Source organism: Burkholderia sp. AU33545, from assembly GCF_020419685.1.
In the GTDB taxonomy this organism is placed as follows: Bacteria; Pseudomonadota; Gammaproteobacteria; order Burkholderiales; family Burkholderiaceae; genus Burkholderia; species Burkholderia diffusa.
In genome coordinates this window covers 415,567-430,557 of sequence record NZ_JAIZRQ010000008.1, presented here as the reverse complement: position 1 = coordinate 430,557, position 14,991 = coordinate 415,567, and the positions used below count along the sequence as shown (strand labels likewise).

The following is a 14,991-nucleotide window of genomic DNA, read 5'->3' as shown; positions in this document are numbered from 1 at the left end:
GCGAACTGATCGAGCTAGTTGCCGACGAGAGACCAGTCGACGTGGAGGTCGACAGCGACGTCACCGAGCTGTTGGTCGAGCTCAGGCCCGTGGAGAGCGAGTTGATGCCCGTCGAAGTCGACGTGGACAGCGAGCTGATCGAGCTATTAGCGGACGAGAGGCCGGTCGACAACGAGCTGATGCCGGTCGAAGTCGACGTGGACAGCGACGAGATCGAGCTGGTTGCCGACGAGAGACCCGTCGACGTGGAGGTCGACAGCGAAGCCACCGAGCTGTCGGTCGAGCTGAGGCCGGTCGACAGCGAGCTGATGCCGGTCGAGGTCGACGTCGAGAGCGACGAAATCGAGCTAGTTGCCGACGAGAGGCCCGTCGACGTGGAGGTCGAGAGCGAAGCCACCGAGCTGTCGGTCGAGCTCAGGCCCGTGGACAGCGAGTTGATGCCCGTCGAAGTCGACGTGGACAGCGAGCTGATCGAGCTATTGGCGGACGAGAGGCCAGTCGACGTGGAGGTCGACAGCGACGTCACCGAGCTGTCGGTCGAGCTGAGGCCCGTGGAGAGCGAGTTGATGCCCGTCGAAGTCGACGTTGACAGCGAGCTGATCGAGCTATTAGCCGACGAGAGGCCGGTCGACGTGGAGGTCGACAGCGACGTCACCGAGCTGTTGGTCGAGCTGAGGCCCGTGGACAACGAGCTGATCGAGCTAGTTGCCGACGAGAGGCCGGTTGACGTCGAGGTCGACAGCGAAGCGACCGAGCTGTCGGTCGAGCTGAGGCCCGTGGACAGCGAGTTGATGCCGGTCGAAGTCGACGTGGACAGCGAGCTGATCGAGCTATTAGCGGACGAGAGGCCGGTCGACGTGGAGGTCGACAGCGAAGCCACCGAACTGTTGGTCGAGCTGAGACCAGTCGACAGGCTAGTAATGCTCGACGTCGTTGTGCTGGCAACAGCGAAAAGCTGGCTGCCGTTGATCGCGTCGGTGCTGGTCGCGCTGATCAGGCCGGCGGCGACGTTCTGGATGCGCCGCTCGGCCCCGGCCGCGCCGACGCTGACCACACCGGCGGCGGCGTTCGCGCCGGCGTAGGTGCCGAACGTCTGGCTGCCGATCGTCGTGCTGCTGACGCTACCCGTGCCACCGGTGGCCGTGTTCGCGGTGCCGGTCGTGACAGCGCCGGAACCAAGCGCGACCGAGCCCGCCACGTTCGCGTTGGCACCGGCACCGAACGCCTGCGCGTTGGTGGCGCTGGAGACCGCGGTATCGCCGATCGCGACGCCTCCGGCCGAAGTGGCCGTGCTGCTGTTGCCCAGAGCGACCGAGCCTTGACCTGTCGCGGAATTGGCATTGCCGATCGCGACGGCGCCTTGGCCGTTCGACGAATCGTTCGCACCGAGCGCGACCGCACCTGTACCGATCGCCGTATTCGGGTCGCCGATCGCGACCGCACCATTGCCCGTCGCCGTCTGGCCGCGGCCGATGGCAACTGCACCGCCGGTCGCCGTCGAGCTATTGGCTGTGGTGCCGCTGGAACCAATGGCAACGTTCTGCCCTGTTGCGCCGGAAATGATGCCATCGCCCTGTGCGATGCCAAACGCGCCACTCACGGTCGCGCCTCGTCCGATCGCAATACCCGAGGTGGCCGTAGCAGCCACTTTGGATTGCCCGGCAATCGCAACCGAGTCGGTCGCAGCAGCCACGGAGCCACTTGTCCCGTTACTGCCCAATGCTGTGGCGCCAACTCCGGTAGCATTTGCAGCGGTGCCAAACGAAGTCGCGTAGCTACCGGACGATGTGGCGCCCGCGCCAATCGCGAGCGTATCGATCGCTGAGGCAACAGCGTCGCCCCCAAGGGCCACTGCGTTGCCTCCCGACGCCACGGCGCCCTTGGTGACGGTACTGCCACCGATCGCAATTGAGCCAGACCCCGAGGCGGTCACTGGCGACACGGCGCTGGAGCCAATCGCCACCCCGTACCCTGCAGAAGCAGTAGCGTTATAACCTACAGCCAAGGCAGCGGTGCCCGAGGCAGTCGCCTGGAGCCCCAGTGCCGTCGCCAAATTGCCGGCACTCGCACCCATGCCGAACGCGGCCGCACCGCTTCCGGTGGCGGTAGTAAACGACCCGTACAAGGTGACGCCGTTCAAGTTGTTGCCGTTCGCGTTACAGCCAGCAACCGACGACCATCCACCACTTCCATCGAGGGGGGCAGTTCCGGCGCTATACGTTCGCGTGCCGTCGGGGCCCGTTCCTCCACCGGCAAAGCCGCAACTGCCCCCTCCATTTCCCCCGCTGAACGTATAAATGCCTGCGTAGCTGGCCTGTGCGGCGCCGGCTAACAACAAGCTGACAAGCAGCTTAACCGATGGCGAGCGCTTGCCCTTCCCCCGTGCCGAATCGTGTTCGGATACCGCGACCCAGGCGCCAAGAGCTTCGTTCCAGATATTCCGATAGGTGCGATTCATAGTAGCCAGTTGTTCAAGAGGTAATAATCGGAGAACCCGATTCCAGATGACTTATTTGGATTTGATTAATTTATTTAAATTTTATATTTCGGACAACCAATAAATCAGCCGCACAATAAATAATTGAGCATTATTTTCTGTTGATTTTATTAACTAATGTTAATAAATTTTTCTCAAAACCGGCTACGCGACATCACTTTTCCGCAACTCCAACCTCGGTTGCACACATTTCCTGGAGCGTTGCGAAATCTCACACCGGCAGCTTCCTCACATGAACAAGCCTGGCCTGGACCTTGACTCTTTCTTTGCCAGAAACACCCATTGGTCGTGGCACATCGGTGCTATTTGCTTTGTCTGCGTACCTGTTGAATCCCAGCCCATACGTGCGACAAGGCATCTCATATGACAAAGCTCTTTCGTATTTTCGCGCGCACCCGAGTTGCGTTCGGCCTGCATATGTTCGAGGGTGCAAGGCGACACATCAAACGCCCGCCCGTAGGTCCGACACTTTTACTTCACGATACAAAAAAGGTTCCCTTGCGCAAAGCTATTGCTGTGGGTAGGGCTATTGGGCTAGACGCCCGCCAGGCAAGGAAGAGACATTTAAAGGGACACAACGACAAAATGGAACCGTTTTGTCCAGTAGAATACGTAAAAAGTACGCGCGATTTTACAATTCTTAGCAATTATGCGGGGTGTGACGTAAATCTACTTATGATCTGACGGGGCGCGAGGAGAATATGTACGACCATTGCTTTCACTCATCGTGCAGTTTGATAATTACTCAAATGAATTTGGGTAGTCTGCACATAAAGGTGATTCTTGACGTCTCTGGATTAAAGATCATGAACATCGGATATGCACGCGTATCTACGGAAGAGCAAAATCTCAGCCTGCAAATTGATGCACTCAAAAAGGCGGGATGTCACTATATATTTACCGATCGGGGCATCTCAGGGGCAGATTTCTCGCGCCCTGGACTCGATGCTGTTCTGGTACGGATGAATGCCGGCGACACGCTGGTAGTCTGGAGACTGGATCGTCTAGGGCGATCGCTGGGGAAATTAATCGATCTGGTAGCCACTCTTGAGAAACGTGACGTTCATCTTCACTCGATTACCGAATCAATCAATACGAATTCGGCAGGCGGTGTTCTTGTTTTTCACGTAATGGGCGCACTCGCGCAATTCGAAAGAAGCTTGATCAGCGAGCGAACGCGTGCCGGAATGAACGCCGCCCGCAGCCGCGGAATCCAGATAGGACGAAAACCAGCGCTTAGTCAGGAGCAAAGGAAAGAAGCCATGATTATGCTGGAGTGCCATCCGATTGCTGACGTTGCGCGTCATTTCGGGGTTCACCCCAGAACCCTGTCACGAATAAAACTCGAAGAACGATAAATATATTCGCATTGGCGAAACGTCAACCGATAGCGCCTTTGGGTTTTTGTTAATCCATATGTTGCGCTTATCCGGGAGTGGGTGTTTTATGAATTAATATTCAGTAAAATTATTTCGTGTCGGCGTGCGTATCATTCGAATCTCTTTGGAGCGCTCTCTCGAGCGTCCGTTTGTCGACCGAAAGAAGGCGAGCCGTTTCCTTTGCTGTGAATGTTTTCTCAAGCTCACGCGCAATCTTGATCTGTTGAGCGTTCAGTATTCTCGGTCGTCCCAAGTGACTCCCATGAGTTCTCGCGACCGCCATTCCGGCCTTGGTGCGTTCGCTGATAAGCGATCGCTCAAATTCGGCAAGTGCAGCCAACATGTGGAAAATGAACGTACCTGTCGGCGTTCCCGTATCAATTGCTTCATTAAGTGAAGCGAAATGAATGCCACGCTCTCGCAAATCCGAAAGGATTTGAATAAGATGTTTTAGTGAGCGACCAAGTCGATCGAGGCGCCAGACAACGATGGTATCTCCCGACTTCGCAGCCGAAATGAGTTCGTGCAGGCCAGGACGCTCGTGGTGCATCCCGGACACGCCGTGGTCGGTAAAGATCCGACTGCAACCTGCCTTCCGTAGTGCAATGAGTTGCAAGTCCAGCGATTGTTCTTCGGTCGATACGCGAGCGTAGCCAAGTTTAGACATTCAGATGCCTTATCAATAGACAGACGACATTCCACGGATCCTTGACATCGAATACCCTTGCGGGGGCGGAACGCGGTCGACCAATCCTCATTGGAATACCTCACGATTTGTTGATCAGACGAGCGCCAGGTCGTGCAGGTTCAATTTCCGGGCGGGCGTGTATTCATCGAATACGCATCGCATCGTGATCACCTGGAATAGTATTTTTACCCGCCCCTTCATTGCGTGGCGACTCCACACAACCACCGGTCATACGACGACTCAGAGACGGTGCTCATAATTCAGTCGAACATGAACCGTGTCGGCACCGTCGCGGCGTCTGACCGAAAGATCGATGCGATACCGCCCCGCCCATGGCATGTCGAAGTAGTTGCCGTACGTCACCATGCCGTTGACCGTGAATGCCGGCGAACGCTTGATTTGAACCTTCGGCCGTGCCTTGGATGCCGGTGAGGTCATCCTGGCAAGGATCATGGCATCATCGATGCGCGGGCCGGTCCGGGCGTCAAGCAGTGCAACCACGAAATGATAGCTGGCCTGGGCCTTCGTATCTCCTGGAACGCCCCCCTCTTCCGGCGCGCGTGGCGCCTTTTCTGCCGGCACGATGCCGAAACGAACGGTCAGGCCGTGCGTCGTCACGCTCCGCACCGACTAATCAGCGGCAGCCACGCCCGTCGTTGCGGCGAACAGCACCTGCGCAAGCACGATCAACATTGCCAGCTTTCGCATGATCATTTCTCCAGTCAGGTAGCGACACGCTTTACGGTTGCGCAGGCTCAAGGCCTTTCCCGAACAACGCGGCGTCGTTTCAATGCTGCTGCCTGAAGCCGCCGCCCCGGTTGACTCATGTCAACGTGGCAGCGGCCATGCACTCGACGCAATCGAGCCGCCATTTCGCCCGGCACTGCGAAGACGAACGTGCTTGACGAAGGTCAAGCCGGTAGACGGCTCTCGCGCGAAAAATTGCCGTGTACAAGACCGTCGGTTGTCACCGGGAGACGTTCATGAACACCAGCACTTCACCCGTCCAGGCAGTCTCCGCCTCCCAGCGGGTATTGATCGCCGTCGACGGTTCCACCGCATCCACACATGCCCTCGCGTATGCCAAAGCGTTCCTCCCGTCGAATGCCGCGGTGCATATCGTCAGCGTTGCGGAAAATCCGCGAACGCTCGTCCCGCTCGGGTCGAAAGCCACGGCATTTCTCGAATCGGCCCGCGACGAATTGTTGCGAGATGCATCCGACGCGCTGTCGCGTGCCCAAAGCGCCATTTCGCGCGACGACATCTCGATCGACACGGAAGTCATCGACTTGTCCACGCACGGCGGGGATGTCGTGCATGCGCTGGCCGAAAGTGCACAAGCCTGGCAGGCCGAACTCATGATCGTCGGCACACGTCAGCATCATGGGCTGCTCGGATGGATCGAGGGAACGGTTTCCGGCCCGCTCGGCAAGCTCGTTGGTTGCCCGCTGCTCATCGTTCCGGAAGGTTTTGCGTCGGTCGCCGAGCACCTGCCGCGGCGGATGCTGTTCGCTGTCGACGGAAGCCCGATTGCGCTCCACGCATTGCAAACGGGGTTGAAATTCTCGCGTCCCGAGACCGAATTCCGGGCGATACACGTGCTCGATCGCCCCACCTCGCTGGGTGATTTCGTCCCCGTCGAGACGCTGGAAGCCGCGTTGGTCAGCGAAGGCAATCGTGCACTGCAAAAAGCCATGGCCCTGCTCGATGGCACACCCGCGCACGCGCAGTCTCAACTGATTCAAACGGATCGCACCGGCGCGGACGTGCCTCACCTGATCGTGAACGACGCCATCGAATGGAGCGCGGACATGATCGTCATGGGCACCCATGGGCGGCGCGGCGTCACGGGCTGGCTCGTCGGCAGCGTGGCCGGACGCGTTGCGCGCATCACGAAAACGCCGGTTCTTCTGGTGAGTGCGCCGCATGCGTGACGCGTTTCAGGGTCACGCATCCGCTCCGACGGCGTGGAACAGTTCCTCCTCCTGAGCGCAATGCAGGCGTACGATCGCTTCCAGCCCGTACAACAAGCGCTGTATCGCCTGCACCTGCAGGGCGTTCGTTCCGTCTCGCGGCAGGTCCGCGACCATCTGCCTGAGCGATCGGACCATCTTGAAGATCTCCCGGTGTGCGCCGCTCATCGCCGCCAGCGGGTCCTCGCCACCGAGAAGCGGGGCGAGTCGCGCGTAGACGTCCCGATCCTCGGCGCGTTCGTGCGGCAGCAGCCGTTCGTCCAGCGAGTCGATCACGTGGACAAGCTCACTGGCGATGGCTGCCCCGGATAGTTGCGGCATACGATCCGCGAGATCCCTGATCTGGTCCAGCAACGGTGACAATGCCGTGTGCTCGCGCTTGAGTTGCTCGACGTCGACATCGGCAAGTCGGGCGTCGGTTGGCCTCGGGCGAACCAGCAGCACGCGTAACGCATTGATGATGACGACGACGTCGATGACTTCCTGAATGACCGCACCGGCAATCGGCTGAAGGAATCCGGCCGCCGCAATCGTCATTGCGACGACCGACAGCGACATGCCGGCCACCACGCTCTCGAGTGCGATTCGGCGCGACCGTCGTGCGATACGTATCGCATCCACGAGTCGATCCAGCCGATCCACCAGCAGTACCACGTCGGCGGCTTCGGATGACGCGGCCGCCCCCCGCGCACCCATCGCGATACCGACGTCGGCGGCCGCGAGCGCCGGCGCGTCGTTCACGCCGTCGCCGACCATGATCGTCACGCCTTCCTTGCGCGCGGCCTGAATCGCGGCAAGCTTGTCCGTCGGCGTCTGCTCGGCACGCACGTCGGTAACACCCAGCAACTCGCCGACGGCCTGGGCAATGTCTCGCCGGTCGCCGGTCAGCATGACGAGGCGTTCGACGCCTTCCCGTTTCAACAGCCGCAATGCCCGCGGCGTTTCCAGCCGCACCTGGTCGGCCATCTGAATCGCACCGATCATGACACCATCGACCCCGACGAACACGGCAGCCCCGCCCTCGTTGCCGACCCGCTTGAGGAACGCGTCGCTCCAGGGGGCGACCGTTGAAGAGGCGGCGACGTATCCGAACTTGCCGATCGCGACGGTCCGGTTGTCGACCCGGCCTGTGACGCCCTCGCCCGCCGTTTCCATGACGACCGATGGCGGCGACAGATTGATCCGGCGTTCCCGCGCGGCGACCGTCAGCGCATCCGAAATGACGTGCCCCGAAGCCTGTGCCAATGACGCCGCGAAACGCAGCACATCGCCCGCGCCGACGTTCGTGCCGCATTCGATCGCAACGATGCGTGCCCGCCCTCCCGTCAGCGTCCCGGTCTTGTCGAAGAACAGAATCGTCGCTTGCGCGAGACGTTCGAGCGCACCCCCGCCCTTGACCAGGATGCCGCGTTTCGAACAACGCGACATGCCGGACACGATGGCAACCGGCACGGCGAGGATCAACGGACAAGGCGTGGCGACGACGAGCACGGCGAGCGCGCGTGTGACGTCGCCGGTCAGCAGCCACGCGATGCCGGCGACGAGCAGCGAGGCGAGCACGAAGAATGCCGCGTAGCGATCCGCGAGACGCACGGCCGGACCGCGCTCGTGTTGTGCGCGCTCGACCATGCGGACGATGCCCGCAAACGTGCTGTCGCCTGCCGTGGTGCGGGCGACCATTTCAAACGGCGCGCCTGCGTTCACCACGCCGCTGCATGCGGTTTCGCCGGAACGTCGCCGCTGGGTGGACGACTCGCCCGTCAGCATGGACTCGTCCAGTTCCGCGTCGTCGGTCAACGTGCCGTCGACCGGCGCGCATTCGCCGCTACGCACGAGCAGCCTGTCACCGGGAACGATGGTTTCCGGCGCAACGGAACGCCATTCACCGTTCTCGAACCGGGTCGCCTGCCGGGGGGCACGGCCGAGCAGCGCGGTCATCTCGCGTTGCGCGCGGTCTTGCGCATACCGCTCCAGCGTCCGGCCGCTGGCCAGCATCAATGCGATGACCGCGGCGGTCAGCGTCTCGTCCAGCGCGATTGCCAGGCCGATCGCCAGCCATGCGAGCACGTCGATACCGGCCTGCCGTTTCGCCACGGCCTTTGCAAGCGAAACGGTCAACGCGAGCAAGACCGGCACCGTACCCACCAGCCAGACGCCCCACGCGAGTGAAAGCAGACCGAACGCCACGCACATGCCCCCTGCGGCGAGCGTAGTCGCTGCGAGGACCAGCAAAGCGAGATCGATCGACCAGCGGATTCGGGACATGACCATTCTTCCGATTGCCGTGCACGGCGGGGTTCGCCGCATCCGGTTCCGGTTGCTCACGGCGTGGCATCAGTCTAGGAAATGCCGCGGTTCGACCGTTGACCTGAGTCACGGCGAAGCGCGTCACGCGAACGACCGGCACGGCGCGATGCTTGACGTGAGTCAAGCGGGCGGCGCCTTTCGTCAGCACAATCGAAGCGTGACACTGAAGCGCCTGGAGGCGATATCGTGCTGACGCTGGCGGTACTGTTTCTGCTGATTCTTCTGCTGAATCTCATGCCGGCGTTCGCCCCGCCCACGTGGATGGCGATGTCGTGGGTCGGGTTCAACCTGCCCGAAGGCAATCCGCTGATCTTTGCCATCGTGGCGGCCGGCGCGGCGACGACTGGCCGCGTCATCCTGGCGACCTTCGCAAGATCGCTCGTGCGCGCCCGCTGGATGCGGCAATCGGATCGCGAGAACATCGACGTCGCCACGCACTGGCTGCGCAAGCACAGGACGCTCACCGCCGGTGCGTTCTTCTTCTATGCCCTGAGCCCGCTTCCGTCGAACTATCTGTTCATCGCATACGGCCTTTCCGGATTGCCGCTCAGGATCATTGCCGCGGCGTTCTTCGTCGGTCGCGCCGCGACCTATGCGATCTGGGCGCACCTCGGCCGCCTTGCGTCGACCCGGCTGGACGTGGAGTCCGGGCTCGAAGGCACTTATCTCGGCGGATACTTCATCGTCACGCAACTGGCGTTGCTCGGCGTCGTCTTCGCGTTGATGAAGCTCAATTGGCGCGCGCTTCTCAAGGAACGCCGGTTGACGTTCCGGCGCGGCCATCCTCCGCGCGGCGCGGAATGACACCCGGCATGCACGCCGTGCCGATCGGCCGCACCGGCTGACCGGCTGACCGGCTGACCGGTGCCGCTTACCGGCCGCGCATCCCGGACGCGGTTTCAGCGATGCGTTCCCGCTTGCGCGGATCGACGTGGGTCATCACGTTCAGGACGCGGTGATGCTTCATCACGCGAGCACGCGCGTCCACCGCGATGTCGTGCCCTTGCGCAACCGTGAGATCGGCGTCGATGTCGAGATGCACGTCGACGAGGATCAGGTCGCCGGTCTTTCGCGTGCGCAGGTCGTGCACGTCGAGCACGCCCGGCGTCGCGCGCAGCGTCGCGCGGATCGCCTGCACGTCTTCGGCGTCGGCCGCCCGATCCATCAGGTCGTGCAAGGCGTCCCAGCCGAACGTGGCGCCCATTTTCACGATCATCCCGCCGACGATCAGCGCGGCGACGGGATCGAGCAGCGGATAACCGAGCAGGTTGCCGACGATGCCGCAAGCGACGACCAGCGACGATGCGGCATCCGAACGCGCGTGCCATGCGTTGGCGACGAGCATGCTCGACTTCACTCGCGTGGCGACCGCGAACATGTAACGGAACAGGCTTTCCTTCGCGGCGAGCGCGGCGAGCGCGACCCAGAGCGCCGCGACGTGGACGCGCGCGATCGCTTCCGGATGCTCGAGCTTCTGGATGGCGGACCAGAGCATCCCGCCCCCCACCAGCAGCAGGATTGCGGCAAGTGCCAGCGACGCGCCGGTTTCGAAGCGCTGATGGCCGTAAGGATGCTTTTCGTCGACGGGCTTGCGGCTATGGTGACTGGCCAGCAGCACGACGAAATCCGCGATCAGATCGGACAATGAGTGAATCCCGTCCGCTACGAGACCTTGCGATCGGGACAGGATGCCGATTACCACTTGCGCGATGCTCAGCGCGAGGTTGACCGCCACGCTCACCCAGGTGCTTCGCGTGGCCGCGGCGGCCATCGCGGGCGTCGCTTCAGCGACGGTTTCCGAAACAACGTCGGGATTTCTTGACATCACGATTCAGGTCACTTTCCAGGGTTGAGCAAGGCCGCACGTCACGTCGAAAGCTCGTCGAACGCGATCAACGCATGTGCCGCGTACATCATCGACGGGCCGCCGCCCATGTAGACGGCGACACCGGCGACCGCCTCGATTTCCTCGCGCGTCGCTTTCAGCTTGATCAGCGATTGCATGTGGAAACCGATGCAGTCGTCGCAGCGGCACGAGATCGCGATGCCTAACGCGATCAGCTCGCGGGTCTTCTTCGTCAGCGCGCCCTCTTTGGTACCGGCCGCGCCCAGCGCGCCGAAGGCGGACATGAGGTCCGGCTGCGACTGCCGAAGCTTGCGCATCTGCTCGGCGACTTCCGCGGTTCTTTCACGATAGTGCAATGAATTCGACATGGCTGGCAGCTCCGACATGACAGGAATCGAGTGCGCGCACCACGCTTCGTCGCCGTGACGCCGAATGATGCGCCGCACGTTTGACAACAGCATGATCGCCGGCATTCCGGGGGGCTTGACCTGAGGCAAAGGTTCGATCGTCATCTTTGCGTACGGTTGAAACCATGCAAACGATTTGGAGAGCGTCATGTCCGCAGTGAACAGGTTCACCGTTTCGTGCCTGATCGGCGTCGCGGTCGCGATGACGGCCGGTCTGGCCAATGCCCAGCCGCGCCAGCCCGCCAGCGATTCCACCGTCGAGCCGGGCGGCATGATGTACGGCAGTCGGCTGATGACGCCCGCCGAACGCAACGCATACCGTACCCGGATGCTCGCCGCGACATCGGACGCCGAGCGCGAGAAAATCCGCGCGGAGCATCACGCCGAGATGCAGAAGCGCGCAAAGGCGCGCGGCATCAAGCTGCCCGATGCTCCGCCCATGTGGGGTATGCATCGGGGGCAAGGCATGGGCATGGGCACGGGCATGGGGCCGGGCTACATGCACGGCCAGCCTGGCGGCCCTGCAAGCGGCGCCGCCGGCCAGTGATCGCGTGGCACGGCGTGCGCGGCGACGGGCACGCCGTGTCGGTCGCGATCGGGTGCTCGCGTAGCCTGCGGCGACGCCTCGAACGCGTGCGGTCTGATCGTAGATGTACATGGTCGACTAGTGCGTGGCCGCGTCCGTTGCATCGGCAACCGGCCACGAGACGACCACGCGCAGGCCGCCGAGCGCGGGCGATCGACCCACCTCGATGTCCGCGTCATGCGCGGCTGCGATTCGCCGTACGATCGACCAGCCGAGGCCACTCCCGCCCGGCCGGGCTCCTTGTGGCCGAAAGAACCGTTCGCCGAGCCTGTGCAGGTCGTCGTCGCCGATACCCGGGCCGCCGTCTTCGACCCGTAGCACGGTGTGCCCTTCCCGTCGGCAAACCGAAACGGATATGCGCGCCTGTGGCGGGCTGTAGCCAATCGCGTTGTCGACCAGGTTGCGCACCATCGACTCGAGCAATGGTTCGTTGCCGCCGACGACGCATGGCGATGGCGCATCGAGTTCCAGCCGCTGCCGTTTTCCGATCGACCGTGGCGCAGCCTCCGCGACCACCCGTTTCGCCAGGGCCGACACGTCGACCGGTGCACGGTCCGTCAGTGCGCCCGCATCGAGACGCGAAAGCAACAGAAGCTGATCCACCAGGCGCGCGGCCCGATCGCACCCTTCGAGCACGCCTCGCAGCGCATGCCGGCGTCGCTCGTCATCGGGCTCCGCCATGGCGACCTGCGCCTGTGCCTTGACGGCCGCGATCGGCGTGCGCAACTCGTGAGCCGCATCGGCAGTGAATCGGCGCTCCGCGTCCATGACGGTGCGAATCCGTTCGAACAGCCGGTTCAGCGCATCCAGCATCGACCGCATCTCGAGCGGTGTCCGATCCGGCCGAATCGGATCGAGCGCCTGCGGATTGCGCCGCGCCAGCACTCGGCCGAAATCGCGCAGCGGCGCCGTGCCGCGGCGAACCGCCCAGCCGATGGCGAGCACCAGCAACGGCAACGCGGCCGCCATCGGCCAGAATGCACTGCGCATGACGGCGCGCAGGATCGATTCGCGTGAATCGATTCGCTCGCCCACGAACACCTGAACGTCGCTGCGCACGCCGTGCACGACGAATACCCGCCACGCATTCCCGTCGATCACGACGGTCCAGAATCCGGAAGCCCGATCGCGTCCGGTCAGCTCGGGCGCCACCATCGGCTTCGCCGGTGCGTTTTCGGAATGCAGGCCGAGCCGCCCGTCATGAAACACCTGAAAGGCCACACGCGGGCCGTACGGATGAAGGATCGGCGCGTCGATCGCATTGTCGTCGTCATCCGGCCCGCGCGCCTGCTGCGCGACGAGCAGTGCCGCCGCCTGCGCGAGATGGCCATCGAGCAACCGGTCGATCTCGCGCTGCGCATCCAGCCAGGTCAGCATCAGCGTCGATAGCCAGACACCGAGAACCACGGCCGGCACGAGCGTCAGCAACCGGCCATGCAACGAACGCGCGGGCAGCAGGGTTTTCATGCGTCGCCCCGCATCAGCACGTAACCCACGCCGCGCACCGTTCGGATCAGCTCGCTGCCGAGCTTGGCGCGCAGGCGATGTATGTGGACCTCGACGGCATTGCTCTCCACCTCCTGCCCCCAGCTGTACAGATACTGCTCGATCTGCTCGCGCGACAGAACCCGGCCGGCATTCAGCATCAGGATGTGCAGCAGGTCGAACTCTCGCGTGGACAGCGCGACCGGCACGCCGGCGCGGCACGCGGTTCGCGACGCGGGTTCCAGCTCGACGTCCTGCGCGTGGAGCCGCTCGGTCGGCCGACCGTGGGACCGCCGGACCAGCGCTCGCAGGCGCGCACCGAGCTCGTACAGGTCCACGGGCTTGATCACGTAGTCGTCGGCGCCCGCGTCGAGCGCCTTGATGCGGTCGGGCACGGCATCGCGTGCGGTCAGGACCAGGATCGGCGACGCCATGCCGTCGCGGCGAATGCGCTGCAGGACATCCATGCCGTCCACGAGCGGCAAGCCGAGATCGAGGACCGTCGCGGCATGAACATGCGCACGCAGCTCGCGCTGGGCCGCGTCGCCGTCACGCACCCAGTCGACCTGGAACCCTTGCTGGCGTAATCCGGCGCGGATCCCGTCGCCGAGCAGGACGTCGTCTTCCACGAGCAGGATGCGCACGATCGAGCACTCCGCCGGTGGCCGTCAGTCGTCGTCCCCGCCCGCGCTGTGCGCGGGGCGGCCGGTGTCCGTCGCGACGGGCCGGTCCGCTCGAGCGGGCTGCGGTGCCGCCTGCCATTGCGTCCACCACCAGCCGATCACCGCGGCCGTCATCACGACAGCGATCCCCCACCACGCACGCCGGATGCCATCGATCGGCGCACCGCGCTTGTAGCCGGTCACCATCGCGCCGGCCAGATTCTCACGATGCACGACGCTGCTGACGAGAACGGCGGCGACATGGAACACGACGAGCGCGAGCATGGCGTTCGCCGCGCCCTCATGCAGATCACCGAACGACTCGCCGTTTCCGGTGTAGGCCCCCCAGCCGGTCACCCCCGTGACGACCATCATCGCCAGCATGGCGACGATCGCCACCGCGCCGGCGGGGTTGTGGCCGACGTGATGTTCGGGCCGGCCTTTCGCGAGGCTCAGGACGTAGCGGAAAGCGGCCGCCGGCGAACGCACGAACGACGAGAACCGCGCATGACGCGTGCCGGCCACGCCCCAAACGACGCGAAACGCGACGAGCGCCAGCATCGTGTAGCCGAACGCGACGTGCATCAGCCGCCATCGCTCGCTCTCGGCGGTCAGCCACGCGCCGGCGAAGGCAATGACGCTCAGCCAGTGGAATACGCGCAGCGGAGCGTCCCAGACCAGTATCCGTGCGGGACGCGAGGGTGCCGGTTCACCGTGTACTCGGGATGCGGACGAATCGTTCATCGAAATTTCCTTTGTCTGCTTGCGTATGACATGCGGCGCAATTCGACGGCCGCTTCACTGCAGCGCTGCGCCACACGGACGCAGGAACCTCGTCGTGCGTGGCGGCGAACCACGCCGACCGGGTAATCCTGTCTTCCGGGGGACGGCGCGCCGCGCCGCCCGTCGCCGCATGTGCCGTCAGCCATGTCTCCAGTTGCCCGATCGTTGTCCGGTCCAGCGTCGCATCGGTGCCGAAGTGATGGTCGAGACCGTTCAGGATGCGTCGCCACGATTCGGCGGGCAGCGCCCCGGGCGGATAGGCGACATGGCAGGTCGCGCACTCCTGCCGGTACTTCGGCAGTAATTGAATCGCGACGCTGCGCATTTCGTCTTCCGCCCGTGCCGCGCACGGCAGCAGCGACATCAGCAGCATCGCGA

16 protein-coding genes are annotated in these 14,991 nt (G+C 63.3%); 5 read left to right on the top strand and 11 right to left on the bottom strand.

Annotated features, from left to right (window positions below; translation table 11 throughout):
- A partial coding sequence (locus tag LGM71_RS27140) for an ESPR-type extended signal peptide-containing protein (protein ID WP_264160611.1) occupies positions 1-2,458 on the bottom strand: 2,458 nt, incomplete at its 3' end.
- Positions 2,459-3,303: 845 nt separating this feature from the next.
- Between LGM71_RS27140 and LGM71_RS27135 the strand changes: the two genes are divergently transcribed.
- Positions 3,304-3,855: a recombinase family protein gene (locus LGM71_RS27135; RefSeq protein WP_174907725.1), complete on the top strand. Its 552-nt coding sequence runs from the start codon at positions 3,304-3,306 to the stop codon at positions 3,853-3,855.
- Positions 3,856-3,964: 109 nt separating this feature from the next.
- Here the strand turns inward: LGM71_RS27135 and LGM71_RS27130 are convergent, their stop codons facing one another.
- The 3 genes from LGM71_RS27130 to LGM71_RS33220 all read right to left on the bottom strand — a co-directional run bounded on the left by LGM71_RS27130 (position 3,965) and on the right by LGM71_RS33220 (position 5,323).
- Complete coding sequence (locus tag LGM71_RS27130) at positions 3,965-4,543, bottom strand: recombinase family protein (RefSeq protein WP_124901661.1); 579 nt, start codon at positions 4,541-4,543, stop codon at positions 3,965-3,967.
- A gap of 261 nt (positions 4,544-4,804) precedes the next feature.
- Complete coding sequence (locus tag LGM71_RS27125) at positions 4,805-5,182, bottom strand: hypothetical protein (protein WP_226117501.1); 378 nt, start codon at positions 5,180-5,182, stop codon at positions 4,805-4,807.
- Positions 5,183-5,194: 12 nt separating this feature from the next.
- On the bottom strand, positions 5,195-5,323 hold the full coding sequence (locus tag LGM71_RS33220; RefSeq protein ID WP_260436491.1) for a hypothetical protein: 129 nt from the start codon (positions 5,321-5,323) through the stop codon (positions 5,195-5,197).
- A 224-nt stretch (positions 5,324-5,547) separates the two neighbouring features.
- On the opposite strand from LGM71_RS33220, the gene LGM71_RS27120 reads away from it, so the two are divergent.
- Entirely contained in the window at positions 5,548-6,498 is a 951-nt protein-coding gene (locus LGM71_RS27120; protein WP_124901659.1) for a universal stress protein, read from the top strand.
- Positions 6,499-6,510: 12 nt separating this feature from the next.
- Here LGM71_RS27120 and LGM71_RS27115 read toward each other — a convergent pair whose 3' ends face one another.
- Positions 6,511-8,802, bottom strand: coding sequence for a heavy metal translocating P-type ATPase (locus tag LGM71_RS27115; RefSeq protein WP_226117500.1), 2,292 nt, complete (start codon positions 8,800-8,802; stop codon positions 6,511-6,513).
- Between LGM71_RS27115 and LGM71_RS27110 the strand changes: the two genes are divergently transcribed.
- Together LGM71_RS27110 and LGM71_RS27105 are read left to right on the top strand one after the other, a co-directional pair.
- Positions 8,801-9,037, top strand: coding sequence for a hypothetical protein (locus LGM71_RS27110; protein WP_151048670.1), 237 nt, complete (start codon positions 8,801-8,803; stop codon positions 9,035-9,037). The two genes, LGM71_RS27115 and LGM71_RS27110, sit on opposite strands and share 2 nt — an antisense overlap.
- Positions 9,031-9,648 (top strand): hypothetical protein, encoded by a 618-nt coding sequence (locus LGM71_RS27105; RefSeq protein ID WP_124625174.1) that lies wholly within the window; start codon positions 9,031-9,033, stop codon positions 9,646-9,648. The genes LGM71_RS27110 and LGM71_RS27105 overlap by 7 nt, the downstream gene beginning before the upstream one ends.
- A 67-nt stretch (positions 9,649-9,715) precedes the next feature.
- Here the strand turns inward: LGM71_RS27105 and LGM71_RS27100 are convergent, their stop codons facing one another.
- Together LGM71_RS27100 and LGM71_RS27095 are read right to left on the bottom strand one after the other, a co-directional pair.
- Complete coding sequence (locus LGM71_RS27100) at positions 9,716-10,669, bottom strand: cation diffusion facilitator family transporter (protein WP_226117499.1); 954 nt, start codon at positions 10,667-10,669, stop codon at positions 9,716-9,718.
- Positions 10,670-10,710: 41 nt separating this feature from the next.
- Positions 10,711-11,058 (bottom strand): carboxymuconolactone decarboxylase family protein, encoded by a 348-nt coding sequence (locus LGM71_RS27095; RefSeq protein WP_059602793.1) that lies wholly within the window; start codon positions 11,056-11,058, stop codon positions 10,711-10,713.
- A 331-nt stretch (positions 11,059-11,389) separates the two neighbouring features.
- Between LGM71_RS27095 and LGM71_RS33470 the strand changes: the two genes are divergently transcribed.
- Positions 11,390-11,644, top strand: coding sequence for a hypothetical protein (locus tag LGM71_RS33470; RefSeq protein WP_413226916.1), 255 nt, complete (start codon positions 11,390-11,392; stop codon positions 11,642-11,644).
- Between the two features lie 117 nt (positions 11,645-11,761).
- Here LGM71_RS33470 and LGM71_RS27085 read toward each other — a convergent pair whose 3' ends face one another.
- Genes LGM71_RS27085 through LGM71_RS27070 form a run of 4 tightly spaced genes read right to left on the bottom strand, consistent with a single transcriptional unit; the run spans position 11,762 to position 14,986 of the window.
- Positions 11,762-13,150, bottom strand: coding sequence for an ATP-binding protein (locus LGM71_RS27085; RefSeq protein ID WP_226117496.1), 1,389 nt, complete (start codon positions 13,148-13,150; stop codon positions 11,762-11,764).
- Positions 13,147-13,812, bottom strand: a complete 666-nt coding sequence (locus LGM71_RS27080; RefSeq protein ID WP_226117494.1) for a response regulator — start codon at positions 13,810-13,812, stop codon at positions 13,147-13,149. The genes LGM71_RS27085 and LGM71_RS27080 overlap by 4 nt, the downstream gene beginning before the upstream one ends.
- A 24-nt stretch (positions 13,813-13,836) precedes the next feature.
- Positions 13,837-14,574 carry a cytochrome b/b6 domain-containing protein gene (locus LGM71_RS27075; protein ID WP_226117492.1) on the bottom strand — a complete coding sequence of 246 codons (738 nt, stop codon included), beginning with the start codon at positions 14,572-14,574 and terminating at the stop codon, positions 13,837-13,839.
- Positions 14,540-14,986, bottom strand: a complete 447-nt coding sequence (locus tag LGM71_RS27070; RefSeq protein ID WP_413226919.1) for a diheme cytochrome c — start codon at positions 14,984-14,986, stop codon at positions 14,540-14,542. The genes LGM71_RS27075 and LGM71_RS27070 overlap by 35 nt, the downstream gene beginning before the upstream one ends.
- Positions 14,987-14,991 lie beyond the last annotated feature (5 nt).